11 protein-coding genes are annotated in these 13,290 nt (G+C 70.2%); 8 read left to right on the plus strand and 3 right to left on the minus strand.

All coding sequences use genetic code 11. The annotated features are described in order from the left end of the window. The first annotated feature begins 65 nt into the window (after window positions 1–65). The gene (locus tag AB0K08_RS09330; protein ID WP_363353675.1) at window positions 66–1,469 is read left to right on the plus strand and encodes a class II 3-deoxy-7-phosphoheptulonate synthase; all 1,404 of its coding nucleotides are present in this window, start codon (window positions 66–68) and stop codon (window positions 1,467–1,469) included. Between the two features lie 28 nt (window positions 1,470–1,497). Here AB0K08_RS09330 and pknB read toward each other — a convergent pair whose 3' ends face one another. Next, window positions 1,498–3,474, minus strand: coding sequence for a Stk1 family PASTA domain-containing Ser/Thr kinase (gene pknB / locus AB0K08_RS09335; RefSeq protein ID WP_363353677.1), 1,977 nt, complete (start codon window positions 3,472–3,474; stop codon window positions 1,498–1,500). A gap of 24 nt (window positions 3,475–3,498) precedes the next feature. Next, on the minus strand, window positions 3,499–4,995 hold the full coding sequence (locus tag AB0K08_RS09340; RefSeq protein WP_363353679.1) for a LysM peptidoglycan-binding domain-containing protein: 1,497 nt from the start codon (window positions 4,993–4,995) through the stop codon (window positions 3,499–3,501). Between the two features lie 269 nt (window positions 4,996–5,264). Between AB0K08_RS09340 and AB0K08_RS09345 the strand changes: the two genes are divergently transcribed. Continuing rightward, on the plus strand, window positions 5,265–5,654 hold the full coding sequence (locus AB0K08_RS09345; RefSeq protein ID WP_363353681.1) for an Rv2175c family DNA-binding protein: 390 nt from the start codon (window positions 5,265–5,267) through the stop codon (window positions 5,652–5,654). A 19-nt stretch (window positions 5,655–5,673) separates the two neighbouring features. Here AB0K08_RS09345 and AB0K08_RS09350 read toward each other — a convergent pair whose 3' ends face one another. Further along, window positions 5,674–6,783: a polyprenyl synthetase family protein gene (locus AB0K08_RS09350; RefSeq protein ID WP_363353683.1), complete on the minus strand. Its 1,110-nt coding sequence runs from the start codon at window positions 6,781–6,783 to the stop codon at window positions 5,674–5,676. Between the two features lie 87 nt (window positions 6,784–6,870). On the opposite strand from AB0K08_RS09350, the gene dinB reads away from it, so the two are divergent. From dinB to AB0K08_RS09380, 6 genes are all read left to right on the plus strand, one after another. After that, a complete protein-coding gene (dinB, locus tag AB0K08_RS09355; protein WP_363353685.1) occupies window positions 6,871–8,097 on the plus strand; it encodes a DNA polymerase IV in 1,227 nt (408 codons plus the stop codon). Between the two features lie 112 nt (window positions 8,098–8,209). After that, window positions 8,210–8,572: a DUF3040 domain-containing protein gene (locus AB0K08_RS09360; protein ID WP_363353687.1), complete on the plus strand. Its 363-nt coding sequence runs from the start codon at window positions 8,210–8,212 to the stop codon at window positions 8,570–8,572. A gap of 487 nt (window positions 8,573–9,059) precedes the next feature. Continuing rightward, window positions 9,060–9,491 (plus strand): division/cell wall cluster transcriptional repressor MraZ, encoded by a 432-nt coding sequence (gene mraZ, locus AB0K08_RS09365; RefSeq protein ID WP_363353689.1) that lies wholly within the window; start codon window positions 9,060–9,062, stop codon window positions 9,489–9,491. A 213-nt stretch (window positions 9,492–9,704) separates the two neighbouring features. Beyond that, the gene (gene rsmH, locus AB0K08_RS09370) at window positions 9,705–10,700 is read left to right on the plus strand and encodes a 16S rRNA (cytosine(1402)-N(4))-methyltransferase RsmH (RefSeq protein WP_363353691.1); all 996 of its coding nucleotides are present in this window, start codon (window positions 9,705–9,707) and stop codon (window positions 10,698–10,700) included. Beyond that, on the plus strand, window positions 10,697–11,419 hold the full coding sequence (locus AB0K08_RS09375) for a hypothetical protein (RefSeq protein WP_363353693.1): 723 nt from the start codon (window positions 10,697–10,699) through the stop codon (window positions 11,417–11,419). Before rsmH ends, AB0K08_RS09375 begins: the two co-directional genes overlap by 4 nt. A gap of 80 nt (window positions 11,420–11,499) precedes the next feature. Then, on the plus strand, window positions 11,500–13,290 hold the full coding sequence (locus AB0K08_RS09380; protein ID WP_363353695.1) for a penicillin-binding protein 2: 1,791 nt from the start codon (window positions 11,500–11,502) through the stop codon (window positions 13,288–13,290).

The raw sequence follows: 13,290 nt of genomic DNA on the forward strand, positions 1-13,290 counted from the left end.
CGGCACGTGAGCCCGGAAACCGTCACACGGACGCGCGGGGCGGCGGTGTTCCGTACGCTGTAACCATGATTTCGGATCCCACCACAGATTTCCCGGCCTTCGGCTCCGCCCAGTCCAATGGCGCCGCCGACTATCCCGGCCTGGACGACTGGCGGTCGAAGCCGATCTCCCAGCAGCCGACCTGGGAGGACCCGGCGGAGTTCGAGGCCGCCCTGGCCGAGCTGTCCTCGGCCCCGCCGCTCGTGTTCGCCGGCGAGGTGGACCAGCTGCGCGCCCAGTTGGCGGCCGCGGCCCGGGGTGAGGCCTTCCTGCTCCAGGGCGGCGACTGCGCCGAGACCTTCGCCGGCGCCACCGCCAACAAGATCAGCGCCAAGGTCAAGACCATCCTGCAGATGGCGGTGGTCCTGACCTACGGGGCCTCCCTGCCCGTGGTGAAGATGGGCCGCATGGCCGGGCAGTACGCCAAGCCACGGTCCTCGGACACCGAGACCCGGGACGGTGTCACCCTGCCGTCCTTCCGGGGCGAGATCGTCAACGGCTTCGACTTCACCCCGGAGTCCCGCCGGCATGACCCGCACCGCATGGTCCAGGCCTACAACACCTCGGCCGCCACGCTGAACCTCGTCCGGGCGTTCACCCAGGGCGGCTTCGCCGACCTGCGGTCCGTGCACGCCTGGAACCAGGGCTTCATGAAGAACCCGGCCTACTCCCGCTACGAGGAGATGGCCGGCCAGATCGACCGTGCCGTGCGGTTCATGGATGCCGCCGGCGTGGACTTCAGCGCCCTGCGCCGGACGGACTTCTTCACCGCCCATGAGGCCCTGCTGCTCGACTACGAGCGCGCCCTGACCCGCATCGATTCCCGGTCCGGCCTGCCGTACTCCACCTCGGGGCACTTCCTCTGGATCGGCGAGCGCACGCGGAACCTGGACGGCGCGCACGTGGACTTCCTGTCCAAGGTGCGCAACCCGATCGGCGTCAAGCTCGGCCCCACCACCCGCCCCGAGGACGCCCTGGCCCTGATCGACAGGCTCGATCCCGAGCGCGAGCCCGGCCGGCTGACCTTCATCACCCGGATGGGCGCGGAGAAGATCCGGGAGCACCTGCCCGCCGTGGTGGAGGCCGTCCGGGACTCCGGAGCCCAGCCGCTGTGGGTCACGGACCCGATGCACGGCAACACCGTGACGGCCGCCAACGGGTACAAGACCCGCCGCTTCGATGACGTGATGGACGAGGTCCAGGGCTTCTTCGAGGTGCACCGCGCCGCCGGGACCTACCCGGGGGGCCTGCACGTGGAGATGACCGGCGATGACGTGGCCGAGTGCCTCGGCGGCTCGGATCCGATCGATGAATCGGCGTTCGCGGACCGCTATGAGACGCTCGTGGACCCGCGGCTGAACCACCAGCAGTCCCTCGAGATGGCCTTCCTCGTCACCGAGGCGCTGTCGCATCGGGGCCGCACGGCCTGACGGGCCACTACTAGGAGGGTGCGGGGCGCTACAGCACGTCGATCGTGACCGTGGCGCCCCGCACTGTCTCGGTGCCGGGCTCGGGCGACTGGTCCAGGACCCGGCCGCGGCCGCCGAAGAGGCCGCCCAGGGCCTCGCGGACCTCCACCTGCAGGCCGGCAGACTCGAGCGCGGCGGTGGCCTCCTCCAGCGAGGACCCGGTCACCTCCGGCACGGACACCGGTTCAGGTCCGTCCGAGAGCACGACGGCGACCGGATGGTTGCGCCGCAACGACTCGCCGGCCGCGGGGGATTGGCTGAGCACGGTGCCCGCCGGCACCGAGTCCGAGAATGAGCGGGTCACGGCGCCCAGGGACAGCTGGCGGTCCCGGAGCGCGGTCTGGGCCTCCCGCTCGTCCAGACCCGTCACCTCGGGGACCTCGAACAGCTCCGGGCCGAGGGACACGGTGACCAGGACGGTGTTGAAGCGCCGGAGTTCCGTGCCGGCGACCGGTTCCGTGGAGATCACGCTGTCCCGGGCCACCACGTCATGGTGCACGCTGGCCAGGGCGTACCCGACACCCGTCTCCTCCAGGGCGCTGACGGCCGATGCCCTGTCGTGACCTTCGATCTCGGGGACCGTGACCATTCCGCCGGGACCGGTGCCGAAGAACCAACCGGCCAGCACCAGCAAGGCGGTGATGATCACCACGGCCGCGGCCCACCACCACATCCTCCGGCCGTTGTGGCGGCCGAGATCCTCCGTGGGGGTCTTCGCCCGGCGGGCGGCCTGGCGGCGGAGCTGCCGCGGCGAGGCGGTCCGCCGTCCCACGGCGGGGGCCTCCGGGATCAGCCGGGGGCTCTGCGTGCCAGGCCCCGCCGTCCCGACCCCCGAGGTGCCGTCCCCCGCTGTCCAGTCCTGACCCGTCCCGTGCTGAGCCGCCGGGGTCTCCGAATCGGCCGGACGCGGCATCACGGTCGTGTGCTGGCGGCCGGCCGGGGGCAGCACCGTGGTGGCCCCGGGGTCCAGCACCTCGGTCTCACCGCTGGGACCGGAGCCGGCCTGCGGGTCGGCCGGGCCGTCGTCGGGCCTCAGGGCCTCGGTCTGGTCCTGCTCGGCGGCGGGGTCCTCGCGGTGGACGGGCGACACGTCGAGATCGAGGTCCTCGTCGGGGAGGGAGGAGCGCAGCTGACGGATCTCGGCCACCAGGACACTCGCGTCCGCCGGCCGGTCGCGGGGGTTCTGCGCGGTGGACCACAGCACCAGGTGGTCGAGTTCGGGGGCCAGGCCGGGGGTCGCGGCGGACGGCGCCGGTACCTCGCGGTTGAGGTGCTGGTACGCCACCTGGATGGGCGAGGAGCCCGTGAACGGCTGGCTGCCGGTGAGCATCTCGTAGGCCATGATGCCCACCGCGTAGACGTCGCTGCGCTCGTCCGCGGGGGATCCGCTCACCAGCTCGGGGGAGATGTAGGCCACGGTGCCCACCAGGGCCGCCCCCGTCCCGGTGAAGTTGGTGGTGGCCCGGGCGAGCCCGAAGTCCGCCACCTTGATCTGCCCGTCCCGGGAGACCAACACGTTCTCCGGCTTCATGTCCCGGTGGACCAGCCCCGCGCGGTGCGCCGCCGCCAGACCGTCGACCATGGCCTCCAGGTACGCCAGGGCCACGCGCGGGGACATGGCGTGACGACGTTGCAGGACGGTGCGCAGCGTGTAGCCGGGCACATACTCCATGACGAGGTAGGCGAGGTCACCGTCCGGGTGCTCGTCCACGCCCTGGTCCAGGACGTTGACGACATGCGGATGGGACAGCCGGGCCGCGGTCTTGGCCTCCTGCTCGAAGCGCTCGACCAACTCGGGGTCCTCGGCCAGATGGGGATAGAGGACCTTGAGGGCGACCTCCCGGTCCAGGCGCAGGTCCACCGCGAGGTACACGGTGGACATGCCGCCCCGGGCCAGCCTGCTGCGCACCTCGTACCGTCCTTCGACGACGGTTCCGTTCATGGGGTCGGCTCGGTACTCCTTCACCATGACAGCGTAGACCGGGAGGGGTCAGAACCTCTTCATGTAGCTCTTGACCTTGGCCACGTAGGCCTTGGTGTCCGGCTTCATGCCGTTGCGCTGCACGCCACCCAGGCCCTGGTAGTAGGCGGCCACGCCGATGTCGAAGGACCCGGCCGTGCGCTGCAGCTGACGGATGATCGCCACGCCGGCCACCGCGTTGTCATGCGGGTCCAGCAGGTTGAGCTTACGGCCGACCAGGTCCGAGGCCCAATCGCCCGAGGACGGGATGACCTGCATGGTGCCGATGGCATTGGCCGGGGACACGGAGGCATGGTTGAAGCTCGACTCGGTGAAGGCATGCGCCAGCGCCAACGAGGGGTCCACCCCCATCTTCCGGGCCGTGTCCGCCACGATGGCCTGCATCTGGGACCGCGAGGGCACCCCGGCGTCGAGCAGGGCGCGCTTGTTCACGTTGGCGTCGCGGACGATGTGGTCCGGGTACGTGTAGTGCAGGAACGTGTTCGGCACCAGGTCATCCTGGGCGGGCGTGCCGGCCGGGGCGATCGCGGAACCGGAGAGCTTGATCGTCTGGCCCGGGTGGATGATCGCGGTGGAGGACAGTCCGTTGGCGGCCAGCACGGCGGACAGACTGACGCCGTTGCGGGCGGCGATCCCCGAGAGGGTGTCACCGCGCTTGACGGTGTACGTCGAGGCCGTGGCGGCGGACGACCCTGAGGATGAGGACGGTGCCGAGGCGGTGGAGCCGGAGAGCTTGATCTTCTGGCCCGGGTAGATCGTGGAGGTGGAGGACAGTCCGTTCGCGTTCAGCACGGCGGACAGGCTGACCCCGTTGCGGGAGGCGATGCCGTACAGGGTGTCACCGGACTTGACGGTGTACGTCGAGGCCGTGGCGGCGGACGACCCTGAGGATGAGGACGGTGCCGAGGCGGTGGAGCCGGAGAGCTTGATCTTCTGGCCCGGGTAGATCGTGGAGGTGGAGGACAGTCCGTTGGCGGCCAGCACGGCGGACAGGCTGACCCCGTTGCGGGAGGCGATGCCGTACAGGGTGTCACCGGACTTGACGGTGTACGTCGAGGCCGTGGCGGCGGACGACCCTGAGGATGAGGCCGGTGCCGAGGCGGTGGAGCCGGAGAGCTTGATCTTCTGGCCCGGGTGGATGACCGAGGACGCCGTGAGCCCATTGGCCGCCAGCAGGGTGGACAGCGAGACATCATGGCGCACGGCGATGTGGGACAGGGTGTCACCGGACCGGACCGTGTAGGTGGCCGAGGCCTTGGCGGCCGTGACGGTGGTGGATCCGGTGAGGGAGGTGGGGACGCTGCTGGCCAGCTGCGCCGAGGCCAGCCGCACCTGGGCCGTCTCGATGTTGAGGGGGGAGGCAGAGCGTGGGGTGAGCGCCTGACCAGGGGCGTCGGCCATGGCGGGAGCGGCCAGGGCGCCAGACCCGAACACCACGAGGGGCAGGGTCGTGGTGGCCAGAGCGGACTTCAGCAGGCGCGGCGCGGCTGTGCGGCGTTCAGTCATGTGGGTTTCCTCTAGAGGCTCTCAAGGTGCTGCACCATCGGGTCCCGTGGCCCGGTCACTGGCTACGCATGTGACCAGAATGACGGACCATGTCGGATGGTGCCTGTAATGAAAATGTGACAGATGTAAACGTACCTGAAGGTAGTTACAGAAGGGAATCCAAACGGTAACGATTCAGCAACGACGCCGCGTTGCGCATGGACACGCCACCCCGTGGTGTCGGCGGCGACGGCGGTGCCACGCGGCCGGGCAGTCGCTAGGCTGGACGGGTGAATACCGCCGCACGCAACCACGACGCACCGCAGGAACCGACACTCGAGGACCTGGTGGGGGAGTGGGAGTTCCTTCCCGACCTAGCCGAGACCTGGGGCATCCCCGTGACCCGGGTCCACAACATGGTCGGCGAGGGCCGCCTTTTGGCCGCGAGGATCGGGGAGCGCCAGGTCCGTGCCGTGCCGGCGCTGTTCCTGACAGACGCCGGGCCGCTGGAGTCCCTCAAGGGGACCCTCTCCGTCCTCAGGGATGCCGGGTTCACCGACGAGCAGGCCATCCGGTGGCTCTTCACCGAGGATGAGACCCTGCCGGGCCGTCCGGTGGATGCCCTGCGGGAGGGCCGCAAGACGGAGATCCGGCGCCGGGCCCAGGTCCTCGCGTGGTGAGTCCGCCCCGGGGCCGGCCCTAGCGCCGGCGCAACTGGCCCAGGATCCTTCGGGCGAGGTGGTCCAGCCCGCTCCGGGCATCCTGGTGCATCGGCGCCTGGGCCAGTGCGGCCAGGGAGGCGTCCCCCAACGCGGCGACGTCCGCCTCGACCCGGGCCCGGGCGCCGCTGGACTCCAGGAGGCGCTGGATCTGCGCCACGGCATCGCGGTCGAGATCCGGATCGCCGAGGGCGGCCTCGAGCCGGTCCACCTGTTCGCCGGTGAGCAGGTCCAGCGCGTGGGCCACGAGCGCGGTGCGCTTGCCCTCCCGCAGGTCGTCTCCGGCGGGCTTCCCAGTCACGGCCGGGTCTCCGAAGACGCCCAGCAGGTCATCCTGGAGCTGGAAGGCCTCGCCCAGGGGCGCGGACAGCCGCTGGTAGTGCTCCAGCACGTGCCCGTCGGCCCCGGCCAGGACGCCACCCAGACCCAGCGGGTGGACCACGGAGTACCGGGCGGACTTGAAGCGCAGCACCGTGCGGGCCCGCGCCAGGGCGGCCGCCGGGTCCTTTCCGGGGACCTCGACTTCGTCCAGGACGTCCAGATACTGCCCCGCCATGACCTCGAAGCGCATCTCGTTGAACATGGCCCGCGCCCCGGCCGGATTCGCGGAGGCATCGGCTGCGGCGGCGAAGACCTCTTCGCTGAGGGACAGGCAGAGGTCGCCCGTCAACACGGCCGCGGAGACGCCGAAGTGCGCCGGGTCCTGCCGCCAGCCGGACTGCCGGTGCCGCGTCTCGAAGGACCGGTGGATGCTCGGGGCACCCCGGCGGGTATCGGACCGGTCCAGGATGTCGTCGTGGATCAGGGCCGCCGCCTGGAACAGCTCCAGCGCCACGGCCGCGTCCAGGATGCAGGGGTCGTCCGCCGCGGCGCCGGTTCCCCGCCATCCCCACCAGGCGAGTACAGCGCGCATCCTCTTGCCGCCGCGGACGAGGCCGGAGATCGCGTCCACCAGGGGGGCCGCCGACTCTGAGATGGCGGCGGCGCGATCACGGTAGCCGGTCAGCAGATCCTCCATGCGGCGCTCGACGGCGCGGATGAACTCCGCCTCCTCAGCGAGGACCACAGGAACGGGCGGGGGAGTGGACACGGTGCTCCTAGGATCTGGATCGGCGGCCGTTCCAGCCTACCGGCCCCTGATGCTCCCCGGGCCGCTTCCGCACCCTAGGCTGGCGGCATGGACGACTCCTGGGACGCGGTGGTGCTCCACGTGGACATGGACGCCTTCTTCCTGTCCGTGGAGTTGCTCGACCATCCCCACCTGGCCGGCCGTCCCGCGCTGGTGGCACAGCGTGGTGGTCGATCGGTGGTGCTGTCCGCCTCCTATGAGGCCCGGGGCTTCGGTATCCGTTCAGCCATGCCGCTGGCCCAGGCGATGGCGCTGTGCCCCGGCGTGGTCGTCGTCGAGCCCCGCCATGACCGGTATACCGAGGCTTCGCGGCGGATCATGGGGATCCTCGGCGGGTTCACCCCCGTCCTGGAGCAGCTCAGCGTCGATGAGGCCTTCCTGGACGTCTCCGGGGCGCGACGCCGGCTCGGATCGCCCGCGCGGATCGGCGCCTTGATCCGGGAGCAGGTCCGGGAACGGACCGGGTTGCCGTGCACCGTGGGCGCGGCCGCGACCAAGTCCGTGGCGAAGATCGCCTCCACCCGCGCCAAGCCCGACGGGCTGGCCGTCGTGCCGCCGGCCCGTACCCGGGAGTACCTGGACCCCTTGCCGGTGCAGGCCCTGTGGGGCGTCGGTCCCGTCTTGGGGCAACGGCTCGTCTCGGCCGGCCTGACCACCGTGGGGGATCTGGCGGCCCAATCCCCGCGACGCATGGAGCGGTGGCTGGGGGTTCAGGGCCCGGCCCTGGTCAGACTGGCCCAGGGGATCGACCCGCGGCCCGTGACCCCGGAGCATGACACGAAGAGCCTGGGGGTGGAGCGGACCTTCGACCGGGACGTCAACGATCCGGCCCAGCTGCACCGTCACCTGGTGGGGCTGTCCCACGAGGGCGCCATCCGCCTGCGGCGCGCGGGGTTCCGCGCCGGCGCGATCAGCGTCAAGGTCAAGGCCCCCGACCTGTCCGTCCGCACCCGTACCGTGACCCTGGCCACCCCCACGGACTCCGCCGGCCCGATCGCCGCGGCGGCCGAGTCCCTGCTGCACGGACTCCTGGAGGCCCACCGTGTTCCCGTGCGCCTGCTGGGCATCCGCGCGGAGCGGCTGTCCGGGGCCGGAGAGGCGGTGCAGGAGTCACTGCTCTGGGAGGACGAACGGCCGCAGGCGGACTGGTCACAGGCGGACCGGGTGGCGGACGACATCCGCGAGAAATTCCCCTGGGCCGCCCTGAAGCCGGCGACCCTGGTGGACCCGAGGCCACCGGCTGACGACCCGGAAGGGGGTCACGATCTTCGCTGATCGCGGAACTGTCCACAATCCGGGGTCAAGAGGCGTCACCGATATGGCGTGGCGGTGGCCGGGAGCCGTATGCTGGGTGGACGGGAAGACCGGGCCGGAAGAGGAGGCAGCGATGCCGTTGTCTGAGCGGGAGCAGAAGCTCCTGGAGCAGCTGGAACAACAGCTGAATGCTGAGGACCCGCACTTTGCCACGAGCATGAGTGAGGCGGGGACCTCTCGTTTTTCGACCACGCGGTTGGTGGCGGGGGCGGTGACCGCCGCGGTGGGTCTCGGTGCACTGCTGTGGGGGGTCTCCCAGCAGTTCATCTGGTTGGGCATCATCGGCTTCGTGATCATGGCCGCCGGTGTCTACGTGGCCACGAGCCGGTCGAAGGGGACGCGGGGTGGGCCCGCCGGCTCCGCAACCGCCTCCAAGAAGACCTCGCCCTTCATGGCCAACCTGGAACAGCGGTGGGAAGAACGCCGCAACCCCTGATCCGGAGCCGTTGACTCGGCCGTGTCCGGACCCCGCCGGGATCCGTCACCGGCATCACCCCGTCGCTGAGCGACGGGGTTTTTTCGTGCCCGGGCCCTGACGCCCCGGAGCTCCCCAGCACTCCCCACTTCCCTCCCCACGCCCCTCCCCGGGTGGTCCGAGCGCCACTCCAGGCGCGTTCTGGGCCCCGGAACGCGGCATGGGACGGGATGCGGCGCCGCGGGGGTGCGCATCTCCCTCCACCTCTCTCCACGGCTCCCCCCGGGTGCGCCGTGGAAGCACCGCACCCTCCCGGATCCCTGTCATGGCGGGGGAGTAGGCCCAGGGCCAGTGTCGGCTGGACCCGGCGGAGTGCCGCGCCGCGCCAGCTGCGGAAGCGTGTTGTGGCTTGACGGTGGGGGGTTGTGGGGTAAAGTGGAGGACATCAGAGGATGGTGGTGCATCAGGAGGATCGGGCAAACCTCTCAGACGGCAAAGGCGGTGGGTCGTGTTCCTAGGGACCTACTCGCCACGGTTGGATGAGAAGGCGCGGCTGATCCTGCCGGCCAAATTCCGTGAGGAACTGGCGGACGGTCTGGTCCTCACCCGAGGGCAGGAGCGGTGCATCTACGTCTTCAGTGCTCGTGAGTTCGAGCGGGTTCACGAGCAGATGAGGGCAGCGCCGCTGTCCTCACGGCAGGCCAGGGACTACATCCGTGTGTTCCTGTCCGGCGCGTCGGATGAGACTCCGGACAAGCAGGGGCGGATCACCATCCCGGCACCGTTGCGCAGCTATGCGGGACTGGACCGGGACCTGGCGGTGATCGGCGCCGGCACCCGGGCCGAGATCTGGGACGCCGGATCCTGGACCTCCTACCTGGAGGCGCAGGAGAACGCCTTCTCGGAAACGGACGAGGAAGTACTCCCCGGGATCTTCTAGGAGACCGACGGAGCGCAACCACACAGCGCGGACTCTTGAATGAGACCTCCAGCCGCCCTAGGCCGGACCTGACCCGACTTCCCCCGGGCCAGGCACGGAACCGGTGCGCGGATGGGGATCTGATCCAAGGGTCCGCCTGTCACTTAAGGGGTCCGGATCACCGGATCACCACAACGGCGGAACCGTCACAACGGCGGAGAGGGGCAGCGCGGCGTGGCTACGGACGAGACTCCCGCACAGGACCGGCATGTGCCCGTGATGCAGGACCGCGTCCTGGACCTGCTGTCCCCGGGGCTGGACGCGGCGCGGCACGCCGGCCGCACCCCCGTCTACCTCGACGGGACCCTCGGGATGGGCGGTCACGCCGAGGCCGTGTTGAGGCGGCACCCGGATGCCGTGGTGGTCGGCATCGACCGCGACACCGAGGCCCTGCGCCTGGCCGGTGAGCGGCTCGCCTGGGCCGGGGACCGGCTCCAGCCCTGGCATGGGACCTATGACCACGTGGGGCAGGCCCTGGCGGCGGCCGGCCTCCAGCAGGCCGATGCCATGCTGTACGACCTCGGGGTGTCCTCCTATCAGCTGGACGAGCGAGAACGCGGTTTCGCCTACTCCTACGACGCCCCGCTCGACATGCGCATGGACACCACCTCCGGCCTGACCGCGGCGGACGTGGTCAACGGGTACGAGGAGGACCGCCTGCGCAGGATCATCCGCTCCTGGGGCGAGGAGAAGTTCGCCGGACGGATCGCCTCCGCCCTGGTCCGGGCCCGCACGGAGGCTCCGTTCGAGACCACCGGACAGCTGGTCGACGTCATTCGCGGCGCGGTGCCGGTGGCGGCCGGCAAGACGGGGGGACACCCGGCCAAGCGGACCTTCCAGGCCCTGCGCATCGAGGTCAACGAGGAGCTCGAGGTGCTCGAGGAGGCGATCCCGGCGGCCCTGCGGGCCCTGAGCATCGGCGGCCGCCTCGTGGTGATGAGCTACCACTCCTTGGAGGACCGCATCACCAAGCGGGCCGTCATGGCGGACGCGACCTCCCTGACACCTCCGGGATTTCCCGTCGAACTCGAGGAGTATGCCCCGGTGGTCAAGGTCCTGACCCGAGGTGTGGACAAACCCACAGAAAAAGAAATTGAAGAAAACCCTCGCGCCTCCTCAGCAAAAGTGCGCGCAGTTGAGAAGATCAGAACATCAAGGAGCACAGCATGACCGTCACGCAACAGCGATTCGCCATGCAGCCTGCCCAGACCCGCGAGAGCGCCGCTCCGCAGATCGGACAGGCTGCTCCTTGGCAACCCTCCATCCGGCCCGCGGCACGGCCCGCCGGAGGTGCGGTCGGTGACGTCGGGACCCGGCGTCGTACCCCGCTGGCCCTCGTCCCCACGCCGATCCGGAAGTCCGGCCGGGGCTTCGCAGCCCTCTGCATCGCCGTCCTGGTCGCCGCCCTGATGGCCGTGCTGATCACCAACATCACGGTGTCCAACCGGCAGTACGAGCTGGTGTCCCTCAAGAACGAACAGCTGGACCTGAGCCAGTCCAACGAGGTGCTGCGCCAGCAGGTCGAGCACCTCGAGGCCCCACAGAACCTCTCGGCCGAGGCCCGCAGGCTGGGCATGGTGAACCCCGGGGACATCGCCTCCATCGACTTGGCCACCGGCGCCGTCACCGGCACGGCCACCGCGGCCGACGCCGAGGACCAGCCGGGTGGCCACGTGGCCTCACCCGTCAGTCCGGAGGAGAAGCAGGCGGCCGCCCAGGCGGCCGACCCGGAGGCGGCGGACACCGCGCAGCCCGAGGGCGCGGCGGCGCCGGCCGCAACCCCCGAAGGCGGCACCGAGGGCGGCCCCGAGGAGACCACAGGGGTGCCCGAGCAGGACCTGAACGGCGGCACCATTCCCGCCCCGCAGTTCTCCGCCCGCGGGAACTGAACACCCCACCCGTCCACCGAGCCCCGACTCCCAGGCAAGACCCACCGCGCACCGACACCCGGGCAGGAAGGACACCGTAGATGGCCAGGACACCCGGCGACGGAGCAGCCTTGGACGCCAGCGGGCGGCGGTTGCGGTTCGGCGTGCTGATCGCCCTGGCCCTGTTGGCCGTGCTGGGCCTGCGACTCGTGGTCATCCAGGGCGTCGACGCCTCGGGCCATGCCACGGTCGCCATGCAGGAGCGGCTGCGCTCCGTCACGATCACCCCGGAACGTGGTTCCATCCTCGACTCCCAGGGCCGCGTCCTGGCCGCCTCCGTGGACCGCTACGACCTCGTGGCGGACCAACGGCTGGTCAAGGACTACCGGGCCTGGAACAACGAGACCGGTGAGATGGAGGACGTCTCCCTGGACGAGTCGTTGCGGGAGCTCTCCACGGTGCTCGGCATCGACGCGGGCGAGCTGAAGGACCGCATGGTCGGCGAACGGCCCTACAAGGTGATCGTCAAGCGGGTCACCCCGGAGGTGAAGGCGAAGGCGCTGGAGATCGGGATCCCCGGCCTGCTCGCCGAGCCCGTGTCCGAGCGCTCCTATCCGAACGGATCGGTGGCCGGGTCCATCCTCGGTTTCCTGGGCGGGGACGGCACCCCGCTGGAGGGCCTCGAGCTCAGCCAGGACGAACACCTCTCCGGCACGGCGGGCGAACGGTCCTACGAGATCGCCGCGGACGGCGTACGCATCCCGAACGCGGAGTTCTCCGAGACCCCGGCCGTGGACGGCCAGGACGTCCGGCTGACGATCGACCAGGACGTCCAGTGGTTCGCGCAGGAGGCCATCGCCGAGAAGACGGAGTCCTACGACGCCCTCTGGGGCAACATGACGGTGATGAACGCCAAGACCGGGGAGATCCTGGCGATGGCGGACTCGACCACCGTGGACCCGGCCGACCCGACCGCCACCGACACGCTGTTCTGGCGGCCCACCTCTCTGACCCAGTCCTACGAGCCGGGCTCCACGGGGAAGATCTCGTCCTTCGCAACGGCGCTCGAGCACGGGGTGTCACCCACGGACACGTGGACCGTGCCGAACAAGCAGGAGTTCGACGGGCAGATCATCAGTGACTCCGCGCCCCATGACACCTATGACATGACCACCGCGGGGATCTTCACCCGCTCGTACAACACCGGCACCGTGCAGGTCGCACAGACGGTGGACGACCAGGTCCGCTACGAGGACATGAAGCGCCTGGGGATCGGCGAGCACCTGGACATCGGCCTGCCCGGGTCCAACAAGGGCATCCTCGTGGAACCCTCCCAGTGGGACGGGCGCCAGCGATTCACCACCATGTTCGGTCAGGGCTACACCCAGACCACCCTGCACCTGGCGCAGATCCTGCAGACCGTGGCCAACGGAGGCGTCCAGAAGGACCCTCAGCTGATCGACGCCTACATCGACGCCGACGACTCCGAGAACGTGGTGCCCGAGGCCGAGGGCACCCGGATCTACTCGGAGGAGACCTCGCAGCAGATGCTCAAGCTGCTCGAGGGCGTCGTCCAGCAGGGAACCGCCCAGACCGGCAAGGTCCCCGGCTACCGCGTGGGCGGCAAGACCGGCACCGGCGAGGCCGCCGGCGTGGGCGGTTACAACGGCTACACCACCTCGTTCGCCGGCGTCGCCCCGTTGGACGACCCCCAGTTCGTGGTCGCCATCTCCGTGCACCGCCCCCAGGGGAACTGGAAGAACTGGGAGGTGGAGGACACCGCCGCCGAGATGCTGACCTACCTGCTGACCAAGTACAACGTGCCGCCGCAGGATCAGGAACCACAGCACTACGACGTCTTCCCGGACGAACCGCAGAAGCGGCCCTGGTAA

This window comes from Citricoccus sp. NPDC055426, assembly GCF_040677445.1.
Lineage (GTDB): Bacteria > Actinomycetota > Actinomycetes > Actinomycetales > Micrococcaceae > Citricoccus.